13 protein-coding genes and 4 pseudogenes are annotated in these 16193 nt (G+C 69.8%); 7 read left to right on the top strand and 10 right to left on the bottom strand.

What is annotated here, in order from left to right; all coding sequences use genetic code 11:
- Positions 1 to 347 precede the first annotated feature (347 nt).
- The 3 genes and pseudogenes from AB0I73_RS37145 to AB0I73_RS37135 all read left to right on the top strand — a co-directional run.
- Positions 348 to 958: pseudogene (locus AB0I73_RS37145) on the top strand (transposase); the annotation flags it as partial.
- 276 nt (positions 959 to 1234) lie between these two features.
- Positions 1235 to 1714, top strand: coding sequence for a cupin domain-containing protein (locus AB0I73_RS37140; protein WP_363044833.1), 480 nt, complete (start codon positions 1235 to 1237; stop codon positions 1712 to 1714).
- A 554-nt stretch (positions 1715 to 2268) separates the two neighbouring features.
- Entirely contained in the window at positions 2269 to 2946 is a 678-nt protein-coding gene (locus AB0I73_RS37135; protein ID WP_363044832.1) for an IS6 family transposase, read from the top strand.
- 170 nt (positions 2947 to 3116) lie between these two features.
- Here AB0I73_RS37135 and AB0I73_RS37130 read toward each other — a convergent pair whose 3' ends face one another.
- From AB0I73_RS37130 to AB0I73_RS37120, 3 genes and pseudogenes are all read right to left on the bottom strand, one after another.
- On the bottom strand, positions 3117 to 4172 hold the full coding sequence (locus AB0I73_RS37130) for an acyl-CoA desaturase (protein WP_363044831.1): 1056 nt from the start codon (positions 4170 to 4172) through the stop codon (positions 3117 to 3119).
- 36 nt (positions 4173 to 4208) lie between these two features.
- The gene (locus tag AB0I73_RS37125; RefSeq protein ID WP_258308884.1) at positions 4209 to 5294 is read right to left on the bottom strand and encodes a ferredoxin reductase; all 1086 of its coding nucleotides are present in this window, start codon (positions 5292 to 5294) and stop codon (positions 4209 to 4211) included.
- A 228-nt stretch (positions 5295 to 5522) separates the two neighbouring features.
- Positions 5523 to 5720: pseudogene (locus tag AB0I73_RS37120) on the bottom strand (DUF2267 domain-containing protein); the annotation flags it as partial.
- 1544 nt (positions 5721 to 7264) lie between these two features.
- Between AB0I73_RS37120 and AB0I73_RS37115 the strand changes: the two are divergent.
- The 4 genes from AB0I73_RS37115 to AB0I73_RS37100 all read left to right on the top strand — a co-directional run bounded on the left by AB0I73_RS37115 (position 7265) and on the right by AB0I73_RS37100 (position 10485).
- Positions 7265 to 8494: an IS110 family transposase gene (locus AB0I73_RS37115; protein ID WP_363044830.1), complete on the top strand. Its 1230-nt coding sequence runs from the start codon at positions 7265 to 7267 to the stop codon at positions 8492 to 8494.
- A gap of 201 nt (positions 8495 to 8695) precedes the next feature.
- The gene (locus tag AB0I73_RS37110; protein WP_363044829.1) at positions 8696 to 8923 is read left to right on the top strand and encodes a hypothetical protein; all 228 of its coding nucleotides are present in this window, start codon (positions 8696 to 8698) and stop codon (positions 8921 to 8923) included.
- A gap of 613 nt (positions 8924 to 9536) precedes the next feature.
- Positions 9537 to 9935 (top strand): carboxymuconolactone decarboxylase family protein, encoded by a 399-nt coding sequence (locus AB0I73_RS37105; RefSeq protein ID WP_363044828.1) that lies wholly within the window; start codon positions 9537 to 9539, stop codon positions 9933 to 9935.
- A 316-nt stretch (positions 9936 to 10251) separates the two neighbouring features.
- A complete protein-coding gene (locus AB0I73_RS37100; RefSeq protein ID WP_363044827.1) occupies positions 10252 to 10485 on the top strand; it encodes a hypothetical protein in 234 nt (77 codons plus the stop codon).
- Between the two features lie 15 nt (positions 10486 to 10500).
- Here the strand turns inward: AB0I73_RS37100 and AB0I73_RS37095 are convergent.
- The 7 genes and pseudogenes from AB0I73_RS37095 to AB0I73_RS37065 form a co-directional block, all read right to left on the bottom strand.
- Positions 10501 to 10902, bottom strand: a pseudogene (locus AB0I73_RS37095) (XRE family transcriptional regulator); the annotation flags it as partial.
- Between the two features lie 183 nt (positions 10903 to 11085).
- Positions 11086 to 12327, bottom strand: coding sequence for a SpoIIE family protein phosphatase (locus AB0I73_RS37090; RefSeq protein ID WP_363044826.1), 1242 nt, complete (start codon positions 12325 to 12327; stop codon positions 11086 to 11088).
- Between the two features lie 242 nt (positions 12328 to 12569).
- Positions 12570 to 12686, bottom strand: a pseudogene (locus AB0I73_RS37085) (XRE family transcriptional regulator); the annotation flags it as partial.
- A 178-nt stretch (positions 12687 to 12864) separates the two neighbouring features.
- Positions 12865 to 13071 (bottom strand): hypothetical protein, encoded by a 207-nt coding sequence (locus AB0I73_RS37080; protein ID WP_363044825.1) that lies wholly within the window; start codon positions 13069 to 13071, stop codon positions 12865 to 12867.
- Between the two features lie 199 nt (positions 13072 to 13270).
- Positions 13271 to 13609: a MerR family transcriptional regulator gene (locus AB0I73_RS37075; protein ID WP_363044824.1), complete on the bottom strand. Its 339-nt coding sequence runs from the start codon at positions 13607 to 13609 to the stop codon at positions 13271 to 13273.
- A gap of 936 nt (positions 13610 to 14545) precedes the next feature.
- Positions 14546 to 14908, bottom strand: a complete 363-nt coding sequence (locus AB0I73_RS37070) for a transposase (RefSeq protein ID WP_363044823.1) — start codon at positions 14906 to 14908, stop codon at positions 14546 to 14548.
- A gap of 802 nt (positions 14909 to 15710) precedes the next feature.
- Positions 15711 to 16193: DNA-directed RNA polymerase subunit alpha C-terminal domain-containing protein (locus tag AB0I73_RS37065; protein WP_363044822.1), on the bottom strand; the 483-nt coding region annotated here is incomplete at its 5' end.

The following is a 16193-nucleotide window of genomic DNA, read 5'->3' as shown; positions in this document are numbered from 1 at the left end:
CTGGCCCCCGGCGCCCAGTGGCGAGCCGGGACAAAGCCAGTCCTTGCGCTCAGCATGCCCTTGAGAGCGGTTGACCAGGGGCAACGGAGGTGCGCACCGGCCCCCAGCGGTCCGGCATCAGCCACGTCTGCCCCCGGACGGGGCAGCAGTCCGCACACAGTCCGCAGGACACCCGTTCAGGACCGTCGCACCCCATCGCCGGCAATCGGCAAAAGGCCAGGTCAGCGACCCACAGGGAAGATCCCTGCAGGCCCCCGGCCCAGCCCGTTACTAGGGCCTGTGTGATGTTGTGATCAATCTCGCCGATCCGGGTCCGTCTGGAGGGCGGATCCGGTAGGAAGACGGTCGTGACGCGCAGGCAACTCACCGATGAGCAGTGGAAGTTGATCGAGCCGTTCCTGCCGATAGGCGAGTACGGCCCGTACCCCGGGCGGCTGCGGGAGCAGTTCGAGGGGGTGATCTGGCGGTTCAGGACCGGCGCGCAGTGGCGTGAGATGCCGGGCGGGTTCGGGCCCTGGCCGACCGTCTACGGGCGCTTCCGGGTCTGGCGCAACGCGGGCGTCTTCACCGCCCTGCTGGAGGGCCTGATCGCCGAGGCCGCCCGCCGGGGCAGGACGGACCTGTCCCTGGTCGGCGTGGATTCCACGACCGTCCGCGCGCACCACGACGCCGCCGGGATGCTCGTCGGCGAGGACGTCATGGAGGCGCTCGAGGAAGCCGCCGCCGAGCAGGAACAGGCCCGGCAAAAGGGGGCGCCGAGGCGGAACACAACGGACGGGACGGCGAAAACGAGCCCGAGCGGACCGAACGCCGGCGCGTCCGCCGCCGACGCAGGCTCCGCCTGAGGGAAGCCCTGCTCGGCAGGTCCCGCGGCGGGCTGACCAGCAAGATTCACCTCGCCGCCGATCGCAGGCGCCGGCCGCTGGCGTTCATTCTGACCGCCGGGCAGGCCGCGGACAGCCCGCAGTTCATCCCCGTGCTGCAGAAGATCCGGGTCCGCCTGCCGGCCGGCCCCGCACCCGGCCCGGCGCGGTCGCCGCGGACAGGGCGTACTCATCCCGTGCCAACCGCGCCCACCTGCGCAAACGCCGCATCAAGGCGGTCATGGCACCGGAGCATCAGACGATGACTTCAACGATCCACAGGTCTTGACTATCACTCTCCCGTCGGGGAACCGGGGAACTACGAACGTGACGACGGCCAACGACGTCGCAGCAGAAAGGAGGCACAAGCAATGACCATCAACGACAACGGACCGCGCCCGAACGCGTTCGACATCGAAACGGCCACCCGGCAGAACGAGAACTACCGCACCGTGGCCTGGACCGGGAAGTACCTGCAGGTCACCCTGATGTCCATTCCGGTCGGTGAGTCCATCGGGCTCGAGGTCCACCCCCACACGGACCAGTTCCTGCGCCTGGACGCCGGGCACGGCAAGGTCATCATGGGACCGGCCAAGGACCAGCTCGACTTCCAGCAGGACGTCGTCGACGGCTGGTCCATCCAGGTTCCCGCCGGCACCTGGCACAACGTGATCAACACCGGCGACGAACCCCTGCGCGTCTATGCCATCTACGCCCCGGTCCACCACGCACCCGGTCTCGTCCAGGAGGCCAGCACAGACGCTGAACGGGATGAGTCGGCCGGCGCCGACGAGCCGCCCGCGTGGACCGTCCAGCCCCAGGACGACGCCCCGGACCAGCACGCCAACTGACCTCTCCGCACGTCGGGGGTTCCCAGAACTGGGACTCCACCGTTTTCCGTACGATCATGCGGGTTCAGTCACCGCAGGACGACGCCGCCGACCTCCTCGCTCCGGTCCCCGCCGCGTGGGGCGCGCTCGCCGGGTACGCGCGCGTCTCGACCATGGGGTAGTTGCTCGGCCGACAGATCCACGCCCTCGCCGAAGCACCGCGGACACGGCCATGGAAGCGAGCCGGTGCCGGCACCTGCTCCGGTTCGTTCGGATCCGAGAGGATATGCCTTTGATGCACGTGCGGAGGAAAGCCCCTGATGGTGACGTCAGCAATGACGGCATCGTGTTGCGGTGATACCGACCAAGTAGCGTCGAAGTGATGCCGAAAGAGTGGGAAGGTGGTCTGCCCCCGTCGTTCAGCGCCATGAGACATCCCGAGCGCTCTTGGGGTGCCGCGCGCCGGAGGCACTGTCACGTTGACTGACCGGGTGGGATGATCTTCTGGTTGGTCATGCTGGGAGGGGTCGTCCGCGGACAGCGCATCGCCGTCGTACAAGGGGCACCGGTACCCAGTGGAGGTCATTGCGCACTGCGTGTGGCTGTACCACCGCTTCCCGTTGTCGTTCCGTGAGGTCGAGGAGCTGATGCTCGAGCGCGGCGTGCTCGTCTCGCACGAGACGGTCCGCCGCTGGTGTGTGAAGTTCGGGCAGGCCTACGCCAACGGCCTGCGCCGAAGGCGTGCGAGGCCCGGGGACACGTGGCACCTGGACGAGGTCTTCATCAAGATCAACGGCGAGCGGAAGTACCTGTGGCGGGCCGTGGACGCCGACGGCACCGTGCTGGACATCCTGGTCCAGTCCCTCCGGGACAAGGCCGCGGCCAGGCGCTTCTTCCGCACACTGCTCAAGAAGACCTGCTCGGTGCCGAGGGTGATCGTCACGGACAAGCTCCGTTCCTACGGTGCGGCCCACCGCGAGGTCATGCCCTCCGTGGAACACCGCTCCCACAAGGGTCTGAACAACCGGGCCGAGAACGGCCACCAGCCGACGAGGCAGCGCGAACACGCGATGAAGGGCTTCCGCAGCGTGGGTGGGGCGCAGCGGTTCCTGTCCTCCTTCAGCGGCATCTCACCCCACTTCCGCCCCCGTCGCCACCTGATGACCGCACACGACTACGGAGCCGAGATGACCGTTCGCTTCGCCATTTGGGACCAGGGCACCGGAGTTGTCGGCCTGCCCAGCACCCCCTGAACACGCGGCCGGAACCCGGCCCCGCCACGTCCCGACGCACCGCCAGGCACCTCCTCACTCAACAACGTGACAGCGCCCCGCAGGTCCTCATCCGTGCTTGGAAGGCACATCAACTGCGGTCTGGAGCCCGGCTGCTGTGGCCCATCGGCTACGTGGGGTCGGTGCCAGGGTTACGGGAGCCCCATGCGCCAGATACGCGCCCAGGTGGAGGCGTACTGCCGCAGCAGCGGGCCGGTGGTGTACGGGATGCCGAACTTCTCGCACAGCTCGCGCACCCGGGGAGCGATCTCGGCATAGCGGTTGCTGGGCAGGTCGGGGAAGAGGTGGTGCTCGATCTGGTGGCTGAGATTGCCCGTGAGGATGTGGAGGAGCGGTCCGCCGTCGATGTTTGCCGAGCCGAGTGCCTGACGTACGTACCACTCGCCGCGCGACTCGCCCTCGATCTCGTCCTCGGCGAAGGATTCCGCGCCGGCCGGGAAGTGGCCGCAGAAGATGACGGTGTGCGCCCAGATGTTGCGGGCGGTGTTGGCGGTGAGGTTGCCGAGCAGGCAGGGCAGGGCGGACGGGCCGGCCAGCAGCGGGAAGAGGACGTAGTCCTTGGTGAACTGCCGTGCCGCCTTGCGGGCCATCCCGGCGAGGTCGCCCAGGAACGCGCGCACGGACTTGCGGCCCTGGACGACGGCCTCGGGCTCCAAGTCGTACAGCGCGATGGCCCACTCGAAGACCGGCGCCAGAAGCGGCCCGCCGTACAGCGGCTGGAGGAGGTGGACGGGGTGCCAGGGCTGGTCCTCGCTCATCCGCATGGCAACGTACCCGAGGTCCCGGTCGCGTCCCACCACGTTGGTCCAGGTGTGGTGGAGGTCGTTGTGGGTGTGTTTCCAGGCGGCGGCCGGGGTGGGAAAGTCCCACTCCCAGGTGGTGGAGTGGATGGCAGGGTCGCGCATCCAGTCCCACTGGCCGTGCAGGATGTTGTGGCCCAGTTCCATGTTCTCCAGGACCTTGGCGGTCGTGAGCATGGCTGTGCCGGCCAGCCAGGCGGGCGGCAGCAGGGACACTGCCAGCGCGGCCCGGCCGCCCGCCTCCAGGGAGCGGTGGACGGTGACGAGCGTACGGATGTACCGGGCGTCCTCCGCGCCGAGGTCTTCCAGCACCTCGGCTCGGATACGGTCCAGTTCTCGCCCGAAGGCGTCGGCTTCGGACGGCGCGAGACCAAGCGCAGCGGCCACAGGTGTTCCCCTTCCCAAAAGCGTGACAGATCGTCTCTACAAGTCGATGTGAACGGGGCCGCAGGCGGCCGACACGCAGGTCTGGATCAGATCGCCCGGCTCGCCGTGCACCTCGCCGGTCCGCAGGTCGCGGACCCGGCCGGCGGACAGCGGGCTGACGCAGCTGTGGCAGATGCCCATACGACAGCCGCTGGGCATGACCACGCCTGCCGCCTCGCCGATGTCCAGCAAAGACGTGGCTGGGCGGGCCTCGGCCTCCACACCGCTGCGGGTGAAGCACACCCGCCCGCCGGATCCGCCGCCGGACGCGGCCACCGGCGGCGGCCGGAACCGCTCCAGGTGCAGCTGGTGGTGGACATCCGCGTCACGCCAGGCCCGCTCGGCGAACGCCAGCAGCCCTTCGGGCCCGCAGGCCCAGGTCTCGCGCACCCGCCAGTCGGGGCACAGCGCGTCCAGACGGGCAAGGTCCAGCCGTCCCTCCCCGCGGGTGCGGTGTTCGTACAGCCTGAGCCAGCCCTTCCGGGCGGCCATGTCACGCAGCTCGCCACCGAAGACCACCCGGTCGGCGTCCGGCGCGCTGTGCACCAATACGGTGTCCGGGCGGCGGCCCGAGCGCCGTGAGAGCGCGCGCAGCATGGCCGCCACAGGAGTGATGCCGATGCCGCCGGTCAGGAACAGCAGGCGCGCGGGCGGCGGGTCCGGGAGGATGAACTCCCCCTGGCCGGGGCCAAGACGCAGGATCTTCCCGGACCTGACCCGATGCGCCAGGTACAACGACACCCGACCGCCCGGAACCGCCCGCACGGTGATCGCGAAGCGCCCGGAGCCGTCCGGCGGGGTCGTGATCGAATACGTCCGCCAGTGCAGCACCCCGTCAATACCCACCCCGAGTGGCACGTACTGCCCGGCGGCCCGATACCCCGACCAACCACGCCCCGCCCGCACCAGCAGCGTCGTCGCATCCGCCGTCTCCGCGCAGACCGCCTCCACCCGGCCCGCCGGCCACCGGGCCGACCACAGCGGATCCACCACCGCAAGGAAGTCGTCCGGCAGCAGCGGCGTGCTCAGCCGGCCGGCGGCCTGCCACATCGGCCGCACCAAGTGCCGGAGCGCACCTGCCATTCCGGCCCTCCCCTCCTCGTCCCTTCCGACGTACCTACGCTTACGTAACCGTAGAGCAACGGTAAGTAGGGTTGCCTGGTCTTCACCATCCGTAAACGTCACGCCGCCCGGCCCCGGCCGTTCCCTTGCCCGCCCGCGCCCGATGTGAGACGGGAACACCGCAAGAACACCGATGCCGCTCGGTCAGTCCTTCGCGAAAGCCGGTGGCGTCGCCGTCGCCGCAGGTCGGGTGCGGGGCAGCACTCCGGTGCGCTCGGCGACGCGCTGATAGAGCTCCTCGATGCCGAAGGACTCCTGGCCTGCCAGGTCTTTGGCCTCCTCTGGGGTGATGCGCTGGGCGAGAACCTGCAGGACGGCCGTGGTGACCTGGGCCGCTTCTGTCTGCCGACGTACTCACCCACGCCCGCGGACCCGCCTCGCCACCACACTGCCCCGCCTCCAGCACGGCGAGCTGGCGTCGACGACCCGGACCCTCGGCGCGCGAGCACTACGCGCAGCCGCGCAGCCGCCGAACCCTTGCGCAGCGGCCGGGCAAGCCACCCTGCGAGGCGGGCTTGACCGGCCCGCAGGGGGACGCCGTACGGCCTGGCGGGGGGCCGCACCCAAGGGTGGCTGCACAGGGGGCTGCACGCTTGGTAACAGCGGTAACCGGGACCACTGCCGCAGGTGTGGACCTCCTACAGGGACCGCTCGTTTTCGCAGCTCACACCCGGTGGGTGCGATCTCTCACCTTCGTGTCAGTACGCAACCTGCGCGTATACCGCCCGGTGACAGTACTGACACCCCTGCTCTCTCATCTCAGGACAGTGGCAACACCTGCGGCAAGGCCGATCCCCGGTTCGCTGACCAGCGCGTCCGGACAACACCCCGGGAACCCACCACTGACACGCCATCCACTGACACCAAACCGAGAGATCGCACACAGGACACTGGTGTCCTGTGACGGCGCACCTTGAGCGCCTGCCAACGCTGAGCGGCTCTGGTCGAGCGCCTGCGCGCTGGCTCTCTCCAGTTGCCGTTGGGGTGTGCTCAGCGCTTTCTGGAAGAGCGGGTGGAACGGCCCGCTCTTCCAGGAGGAGCGCACCATGGCGCAACCGGTAAGTCGGCCAACGATCAGCGCTGAGCAGTTCAGCCGAGTGTGTGACGAGATTAGGAGCACGGCGGCGCCCGAGAAGGACGCTCAGGCCATCCGGGACTGTGCTCTGCGCATCGTGCAGACCCTGGGCCTGGCGCTATCCACGGATGACCCGAGCAGGCTTCTCACCGAACTCATGGCCCCTAGGGTGGCCCCAACCCCGGGGAGCCCTCGGTACGCCCGAGAGGCCATCCTGGACATGCCTGACGAACAGCCAGGAGAAGATGAAGGTCCGGTCAGGTAGACCGAGCCGTCACGCCTGATTACATGCTCAGCTCGCCGGAGGGCGCCTGGTCCCACCGCTCAATCTTCGATGGCAAGCGGTCAAGGTTCGCTGGCCCAGGACACCGTCCGGCACTGGCCCGGCGCCTCTGACCTGCGCGGTCAAGGTCTCGTCACCGGCCCGGCTTGCACCGACTACTTCCAATACGGGGTGTCCGGCCCCGTCGGAAGCCTTCAAGGGCTGTGTACGAGGGGCGGTCTGTTCGATTCGGTGTGGCGGTTCCGAGGGTGTCGGGATGGATGCCTCGACTACTTCCGGCACGTGAGGCCTCTGCAGGGACCGGTGCCTTCCCGACACCTTCGGAGCCGCCATCACTGTTCGACGGTTCACTCGTTGGGGTTGGTGGTGCGAGCCCGCTGCACGGTGACCTCTCACACGCTTCGGGTCCTTGGAGACCTGGGACGGACCGAGGCCCGTGCGACGCGCTGGTGCCACGAACGGCTAGTGAGAGGGAGGACCGGTGGCCCTGCGTGGGTGTGAGTCCTGGTATTGGAACGCCGCGTGGCCCGCTTGCGCTCGTACCAGCGCAAACGACGACAAGAGGAGGGTGGATTGGCCGTCTACTGCGGGATCGACTGGGCCGAAGGGCACCACGACGTCGCCCTGGTCGACGACACGGCAACAGTGGTCGCCAAATGCCGGATCGGTGACGACTCGGCCGGCTACCAGGAACTGCTGGAGCTCCTGGCGGAGCACGGCGATACGCCCGAGGCGCCGATACCGGTCTGCATCGAGACTGGCCGCGGGCTGCTGGTCGCCGTCTTACGGCAGGGGACGCGGAAGGTGTTCGCGGTCAACCCGCTCGCCGCCGCCCGCTACCGCGAACGCCACGGTGTCTCGCGCAAGAAGTCCGACCCGGGCGACGCCAAGGTGCTGGCGAACATCCTGCGGACCGACATGCACGAGCACCGGCCGCTGCCCGAGGACACCGACCTGGCCCAGGCCGTCGCCGTGCTGGCACGGGCCCAACAGGACGCGGTGTGGTCCCGCCAGCAGCTGACCAACCAGCTGCGGTCGCTGCTGCGGGAGTACTACCCGGCCGCCCTGGAGGCGGTCGCCGGATGGCAGAACGGCCTCTGCCGTCCGGAAGCCCGCGCTGTCCTCGCAGCCGCACCCACCCCGGGCAAGGCGGCCCGGATCACCCACAAGCAGCTCTGCGCAGCCCTCAAACGCGCCGGCCGCAAACGCGGCATCGAGGCGGAGGCTGACCGCTGGCGAGAGGTCTTCCGGGCACCGCACGCCCGCCACCCGGAGCTGGTGGAGGACGCCCTCGGCAGGCAGATGCTCGGCATCCTGCGGCAGCTCGATGCCGCCTGCCGGACCGTCGATGACCTCACCGAGGCGAGCGAGGAAGCGTTCCGGCAACACCCGTATGCCGAGGTGATGCTGAGCTTTCCCGGCATGGGCGTCCAGATCGGCGCCCGCGTCCTCGCCGAGATCGGAGACGACCCCGCCCGCTTCGCCGACGCCAGAGCCGTGAAGGCGTACTCCGGTGCCGCCCCCATCACCAGGGCTTCAGGCAAACAGCTCTACGTCGGGCGGCGCCGGATCAAGAACAACCGGCTGCACGACGCCGGCTACCTATGGGCGTTTTCCACCCTCACCGCATCCGGCGGGGCGAACGCCCATTACCGGCGCCGACGTGAGCGCGGAGACCGGCACGCGCAGGCCCTCCGGCATCTCTTCAACCGCATGATCGGTCAGCTCTGGCACTGCCTCACGACACGCACGCTGTTCGATGAACGGGAGGCCTTCCCGCTGCCTCTCGCCGTCACGACTTGACACCTAGATGCCGTGAGAGGTCCCTGGGAGACCCCTGCGGGCTTCTGCGGGCAGTACCGGCCCGGTTCCGCCGGGTCCCGGCGCCCTGCTCCGGCCCTGGCGCCGCCGCGCACACGTCGCGACACGCTCGCACCCTGGGCCGGGCCGGAGCGGCCGACCGAGCGGGGAGGAAGAAGTTGCGGCGGCGGGGAGAATCGGGCGATGACCGACCGCCGCCCGCTGGGCACCGGACCCGTCCTTACCGAGCCGCCTCACGCGGACGGCAGCCCGCCCTCGTCGCCGCGCGCCCAACTCGCCGCCGAACGCCTCTCCGCCGCCGTCCCGGCCACCACGGAGCCGACGCCCACGCCCCCGCGTCCGGCCGGACGCCGCACCCTGGGCGCCGGCCCCACACCTCCCCACGTTCCGGGCGCCTCAGCGGCCGGGTGAGCACGGCAGCCCCGCCGACGCACAACACCGTGCCGTCGTGCCGCCACCGAAGGACCAGAAGTACCGTTCCCATGACAGTGGAACAGGGAGGGGCGTACCGCTCCATGACAGCAGCATCCCCCGCATGCACCACCCCATGTCAGTGACCTCGCTCTTTCTCCACGCCCGACCGGTGAGGACATCCCGGCCTGATGTGCCGTCACTGACACCCATCCACTGACACCAAACCGGCACATCGCACCTGGACATCCCTCCCCGGACCATCAAGATCCATTGTCAGGGTGTCCACTCCAAAGGATCATCCTCAGTACAGACGTCGCTGCACCGCTTGGTGGAAGGCGGCGTGGTGGGCCGGATGGTGCTGCGCACCTTTGGGGCGGAGGTGAGAGGTTGCCGGATGAGGGTGCACTCGGCCCGCGCTCTGCGCCGCCGTGCCGCGCTCCCTGCCGCTGCTCCGTTTCGGCACAGGCTCCGCCAATGCGCCGGAATACGATGAAAGAGGTCACCGGACATACCTCCGTCACACTACGCAAGCGTAACGAATCGGTCCCGTGTAGCGCCGCCGCTCCCGCGGGGCGCACCGCGCTCCCTCCGCCCACCCGAAGGAGTTTCCATGGTGTCCGAACGTTTCCAGACGGCACTGGACAAGATGATGGAGTACCAGCCCAAGGACAACCCCGATGTCGAGTCGCACACGAAGCTCATCGAGGAATACAAGGAACTCGCGCCCGACCTGCCGAACCTGATCGTCGAGTTCCCGTTCGGCGACATCTACTCCCGGACGGCCCTGGACAAGAAGCAACAGGCCCTGGTCACCATCGCGGGACTGACGGCCTTCGGCACCGAGCCGCAGCTCGAGTTGCACATCAACACCGGCTTCAACGTTGGCCTCACAAAGGACCAAGTCGTCGGGGCGATCATCCACCTGATTCCCTATGCCGGCTACCCGAAGTGCCTGAATGCCCTGACGCTCGTCAAGAAGGTGCTCGCCGAGCGCGACGACGTCGAATAGGCCAGGCCGACAGCCCGAGAATCATCCCGCGTCACGAAGGAGCGCCTCATGCACCTGGTGATCGGCCTCGGCCCGATTGGCGGAAACATCGGGTTCTTGTACACATTCCGTGAAAAATCTTGCTGGCTCTCGCCGGCAGGAGGCGCGCGCATTACGTGAGCTGCGAGGACCACGCGTCACTGGGGTCTGGTGAAGCCGGACTCAAGATCGTTCACGGAATGTGTGCCAGAACCCAAACTCGTGAACAAAGCCAGCCCGCCGCCGCCCACGGCGATCCCGGTGAGGAAGAACAACGCGCGCCGGGCGAGAATCCGGCATGACCGACCGCCGCCCGCTGGGCACCGGACCGACCCGCACCGCCACCGAAACCGAGCTGCCGCCCGCACCACGCGCCCCGCTCGCCGCCGAACGCCTGCCCGCCACCCCGGCCGCCGGCAACCCGATGCCCACGCGCCCAATCACCGGGCGCCGCGCCCTGGCCACCGGCCCCGGCGGTGATCCGCAGCCACCCACAGCCGAATGCACAGCTGCGCAACCACCCACGGTCTGATGGCGCAGCCCGGCCCTACAGGTCGAACTCCACGTGCTCCACATCGGTGAACTGCACCGCCAGGCCCTGGGCGCGGCGTACTCCGTCGCGGAAGTAGACCTCGCCCAGGCCTTCCGCGGCGAGGTCGCGCAGCCGCTGTTCGCTGGCGCCGGCGTCCTGGGCGTCGAAGAGGCGGGCCGCGTGCTGTGGGGGCGGGGCGAGGGTGAGGTGGCGGAGGCGGGCGTCGTCGGTGGTGCCGGGGGCGGCGGTGAAGCCGAAGCGGGCGCGGGTGTCGATGGCCAGGCCGGTGCGGGTGGCGGCCTGGCGCCGGGCGCGCTCGCGGACGCGGGGCTGCCGGCGGGCGCGCACCGCGTCCTGGAGGCGCTGGGCGAGGTCGGCGCGGGGCCGGCGGATCTGGTCTTTGACGTAGCGCTCGACTCTGCTGCGCAATTCGCCAGTCCCGTAGGCACAGCCGCTCGGAGCGCCGGGCATGGCCGCGTCGCCGCGGCGAACAGGTTCCGGGGATCCGGGTGGGGAGGGGCTGCGACCTGACGCGTAGCGTCCGCTCGGGCTGCCGGTAGCCGCCGCGGTGCGAGAGGGGCGGAGCCGGCAAAGGCCGGTTTACAGGCGGACGATGATCAGAGCGACGTCGTCGCGTCCGCCGTCGGCCACGCCGAGGCGGGTGAGCAGGGCGTCGGCCAGGCGGTCAGGGCTCAGACGGGCGTGGCGGGCGAGGGCATCGGCGAGGCGGTGCAGGCCGGCGTCGATGTCCTCGCCGCGGCGTTCGATGAGTCCGTCGGTGTAGAGGACGAGGGTGTCGCCCGGGGTGTAGGGCACCGTGGCCTGGGGGCGCGGGACGTCCTCGGTAAGGACGCCCAGTGGAGGGTTGGTGGCCTCATCGAGCAGGACGACGGTGCCGTCCGGCCGGGCCAAGAGGGGCGGGAGGTGGCCGGCGCTGGTGTAGGTGATGTGCTGTTGGCGGGTGTCGATGACGGCCTTGACCGCGGTCGTGGCCAGTGCGCTCTCGAAGGCGCGGGCGTACCGGCTCAGGACGTCCATCGCTGTGCCGGGTTCGTGTATGGCGCGCACGGCGGCGGACAGGGCGCTGCGGAACATGCCCATGACGGCGGCGGCCTCCAGGCCGTGGCCGACCACGTCGCCGACCGCCACGGTGTACGTGTCGTCGGACAGGTCCACCACGTCGTACCAGTCGCCGCAGACGTTGAGGGATCGGACGGCGGGCAGGTAGCGCACGGCGATCTCCCGGTGAGCGGCCAGGTCCGGGGAGTGCAGCATGACCTCTTGGAGGGCGAGGGCCGTACGGCGTTCCCAGTCGTGGGCATCGCGGAGTTCCTCGTTGAGGCGCTGGAGTTCCTGCGCCCGCGTGAACAGTTCGGCCTCCGTCGCCTTGTGCTCCGCGCCCGGGGCATCCGGCTTCAGGCGGAGGGGACGGGTCAGGGCGAACTCGGTCATGTCCTCCACCCGGTGGGTGATCCACTGCACCTCTCCGTCGGCTCCGAGGACGGGTGTGTTGACGGACGACCACCACTTCTCCCGGAACCCTCCCGGATGGCCGGAGACCGGGATGTCGTACTTCTGCACCGCCATCGTGTCCGGTCCTTTTGACCGCAGGACCCGCTGCAGGGAAGCGTTCAGATTGTGCACCCCGTCGGCGTCCGGATCCGCCGGATTCCCGGGGTAGGCATCGAAGAGGTACCGGCCGATCAGCTCTTCCCGGGGCCGGCCCGTGGCCCTCAGATAGGCCTCGTTGACCTCAACGATCACCAGCTCGGGGTCCAGCACCAGACAAGGGCTGCACGCCATGGCGAACAACGCCCGGTAGTCGATCCGCGATGTGGTCACACACGCTCTCCTGTCCGGTCCCTCCTGTCTCATTCCCGGTCCTCGACCATGCGGTCAGCCGTGAGCGGCGGTCTGTCGGCTCGTCGGAGGCGCCGAGCAGGCGAACGATCAACTGGACCAGAGCCGTATCAGAGCTCGCTGCCCGACAGGTCACGCGCTCACGGCACCCACCGGACGGCGCAGGTGCCAAGTGAAACCCTCACTCACACGAGGACCGGTCATCCCGACCGCTGGGCCACCCGTTACAGGTCGAACTCCAGGTGCTCCACGTCGGTGAACTCCACCGCCAGGCCGTGGGTGCGCCGGCCGCCGTCGCGGAAGCAGACCGCGCCCAGGCCCTCGGCGGCGAGGGTGCGCAGCACAGCTGTGAGCATGAGCCGTGGACAGCGGCCCCCGACGGGGCGTGATCGGCTGTTTCCCGAGTGCGCCGCCCGTGTGGGCGCACTGGTCATACCGGCACAGGCGCGGCGCCCTTCTCCTGCACGCGTCGCGGTCGCATGTGGCCCTGTGCTCGGCGCCGGACCGTGATGGACGGGGTCACCTCTCGTCCGGCCACACCCTCAACACCGCTCCGGCCTCCTCATCGACCAGGGTGCCCCGGGCGTCCGGCAGCGCACCGTACACGCCGACCCAGACGACGAACTTGTCGCGGGCTGTGGCCTCACTCCCCCACCAGCCATGCATCGCCGGGCGGCCCGCCGCGGTCAGGATCAGGTGATAACGCCGGTCGGAACCGAGTCTCATCCCACCAGCCTCCGTCCGGCGTGTCGACGCGCAGCGGCAAGCCCGCCGTGACCGCACTCGCCCAAAGGCCCGCGATGAGGTCCTCCACGGCCAGGCCGTGGCGGCACAGGTCGCCCCGGCCGGGGCCGGCGCCCGAACAGTCAACGCCCCCTTCCGGGCGGCAGCCGCGCAGCTCCGGGGGTTGCGGGTCTTTGCCGTTTCAGGCCGCGCTCGTCGGGTTCGCCGATTCGGCGGCGCGGCGGTATTCGGCGTTGAGGCGCTGGGCTTCCTCGAGCTGGTCTTCGAGGATGACGATGCGGCAGGCGGCCTCGATGGCGGTGCCCTGGTCGACGAGTTCCCGGGCGCGGGCGGCGATGCGCAGCTGGTAGCGGGAGTAGCGGCGGTGGCCGCCCTCGGAACGCAGCGGGGTGATCAGGCGGGCTTCGCCGAGGGCGCGCAGGAAGCCCGGGGTGGTGCCGAGCATCTCGGCGGCCCGGCCCATGGTGTAGGCGGGGTAGTCGTCGTCATCGAGCCGGCCGAAGGAGTCGTCTGCTGTCACTTGCACCTCTCTGTAAAACGCGGGGAGGGGCCCTGGTGCCAATGGCACCAGGGCCCCGAAGGAACTGCTACACCATCTGCCGGCCCTGATCCTGCGCCGGCCTCCTGTGTCCGCAGACCCGGCCGAGATGCTGCCGGGGGTGCGGGGATCGCGGTTGCTTGACCGGAGACCACCTCACTATCGATGTCCTGCGGTACCCGGGCTCAGACGTCCGCCCGGGCGATCCTGATGGCGCTCGGCTCCTCCGTTCTTCCCTCTGGGATCAATCACTTACCTACTGCTGGTACTGCTCTCCTGCGTACTGCTGGTGGCCTGTGACGGCACCACTCTTCGGCAGCCGGCCCCGTCGCCCGTCCTGCGTCTGCTCCGGCTTGGAACCCCACTGCCGAACCTCCCGGTGCGCGCGTCCGCAGCCGACGCCTTCACCGAGGTACTGCTCACTGACTTCACTGCGGGGTACTGCTCACGGCGGCCCCTGATCACTGCGGGCCACCCGGTCCGGTCGTCAGTCCCGTCGCCGTCCTGCAACCGCTCTGGCTTCGGAACTCCACCACCGCACCGTCCTGCATCCTGCAACTGCGGGTACTGCTGCCCGGCAGTTCGTCTCTGCCGGGCCCTGTTGATCTCGACTACGAGAGAAACCATAACCACACCACCACCCAATGTCTACTGCAGCCGCCATAGATTTCCGCGCGTTCGCCGGTGAGGTAATCGGGCCCTGCCGGGTCAAGGGGGACGCTGGGCTGAGCACAAGCACCGGGCAGGCAGGACCGGGCATTGACGAGCCGGCGGCCAGGGTGGACCTGATGGACACGATGTGCGTCGACGCCACGACCATCCGCTCCGCAACCGCGGTCGCCGACGCGCCCGAGACCACCCGGGACTCCCTCGAAGCCCTCCGGCAGCCTGTGCCGCTCGAGAAGTCACCATCGCCGGTCAAGCGATGTCGCGGTACTCGCCGAGCACGCCGCCAAGGAGCCGGTTCCGCAGCACCCGGCGGGTGTCGAGGACGTGCACCGTGGCGGCGGGCCGTTCCTCGGCGTCGGGCCGTGGTCGCTGTCGGGCCTGGTGAGGGCGGTGCGCGGTGGAGTGCCACCGGTAGGCGGCCAGGACCTGGCGGGCGTGGGCCCCGTTCACGATCAGGACCTGGTCGAGGGCCGCGCGCCGGATGCCGCCGATGATCCTCTCGCCATGGGCGTGCATCCGAAGAGCCCGTGGCGCGCTCTGGATGCCGTCCAGTTTTTCGGCCTCGAAGACCGCGTCGCACGCTCCGCCGTACCTGCCGTCGCGGTCACGCACCAGAAACCGCAAAGACTCCCGGCGCCTGCCCGGGTCGGCGGCGAGGTTGCGCGCCGGTGGCCCGGCCCCCTCCCGGATCGGGCGGTGCCTTCCGGTGCGGCGCAGGCGCCTCGGGCCGTGCCCGGGAACACCGGTGCGTGCCGCCTCGGGCCGAGCCCGGTGTCGATATGGAAGGAGTCCGCCGCGACGATGCCCCGGCCCGGGCGGCCAGGAACCCGCGCCGGGTCGGACCGGCACGACGCGGCGCCGGGCCGGTGCCCGCGGCGTGGAGGACCTCCCCCACCGTCGAGGCGGCGGATCCGATGCCCGAGCCGGGCCCGCTCCCCCTGGGATCCGCCGGTGGCCCCACCACGGATTCTTTGGGCCGGCCGCAGAAAGCGTGCTGACTGCCGCTGGGGTGGGTGGGCGTGCGGTGTGATCCCCCGTGGCGGCGACGAGTTTGCGGTGCCGGGCGGGCAGGGGGGCGGGGGTGACCGGGAAGACCTTGCGCCGGTGTCGCCGGGGCACCGACGGGACGGACGGCAGCCTCCGGGCCACCCGGTCCAGCAGGGACACGGTCACGCGGACATGCTCCCGGGGCCGAACCGCACCACTTCCACCTGCGCCGACGACTTTTCGAGCGGCACAGGGACAGAAGGCAAGACAAGGCAGAGAGGCGGCCGCCTTCGCCAGCCTGCTCAGGCTCGGAGGGCTTGGGCGCTGCATCTCCGCCGGTGGGCCCTCAGGGAGCCGGGTGCGGTCGGCCGGTGCTCATCGCCGGCTCCGCCGCCTTCCTGGCCCCCCCCGCGACCCGGCGCAGCGTTCAGTACTGCTCGGTCTCCACGAAACCCGTGCTCGCGTTATCGTCCGCGCCGAAGGCGTCCGCCGCGGCGGTGGGGTCGAATCCGGGCGGGCTGTCCTTCAGGGCCAGCCCCAGGCCGGCCAGCTTCGCCTTGACCTCGTCGATCGACTTCGCACCGAAGTTGCGAATGTCGAGCAGGTCCGCCTCGGAGCGCGCGACCAGCTCACCCACGGAGTGGACGCCCTCACGCTTGAGGCAGTTGTACGACCGGACGGTGAGCTCCAGCTCCTCGATCGGCAGCGCCAGATCGGCGGCGAGAGCGGCGTCCGTCGGGGACGGCCCCATGTCGATGCCCTCGGCGTCGATGTTCAGCTCACGGGCCAGACCGAACAGCTCGACCAGGGTCTTACCGGCCGACGCCATGGCGTCACGCGGACGCATGGCCTGCTTGGTCTCGACGTCGACGATCAGCTTGTCGAAGTCGGTGCGCTGCTCGACACGGGT

The organism is Streptomyces sp. NPDC050388, assembly GCF_040655635.1.
Taxonomy (GTDB): domain Bacteria; phylum Actinomycetota; class Actinomycetes; order Streptomycetales; family Streptomycetaceae; genus Streptomyces.
This window is presented reverse-complemented; position numbering and strand designations above follow the sequence as displayed.

Bases quoted from the DNA above. Each gene is read 5' to 3' on its own strand.
- AB0I73_RS37080 (WP_363044825.1), bottom strand. From the start codon at position 13,071: ATGAGACTCGGTTCCGACCGGCGTTATCACCTGATCCTGACCGCGGCG.
- AB0I73_RS37105 (WP_363044828.1), top strand. From the start codon at position 9,537: ATGGTGTCCGAACGTTTCCAGACGGCACTGGACAAGATGATGGAGTAC.
- AB0I73_RS37140 (WP_363044833.1), top strand. From the start codon at position 1,235: ATGACCATCAACGACAACGGACCGCGCCCGAACGCGTTCGACATCGAA.
- AB0I73_RS37110 (WP_363044829.1), top strand. From the start codon at position 8,696: ATGACCGACCGCCGCCCGCTGGGCACCGGACCCGTCCTTACCGAGCCG.
- AB0I73_RS37125 (WP_258308884.1), bottom strand. From the start codon at position 5,294: ATGGCAGGTGCGCTCCGGCACTTGGTGCGGCCGATGTGGCAGGCCGCC.
- AB0I73_RS37100 (WP_363044827.1), top strand. From the start codon at position 10,252: ATGACCGACCGCCGCCCGCTGGGCACCGGACCGACCCGCACCGCCACC.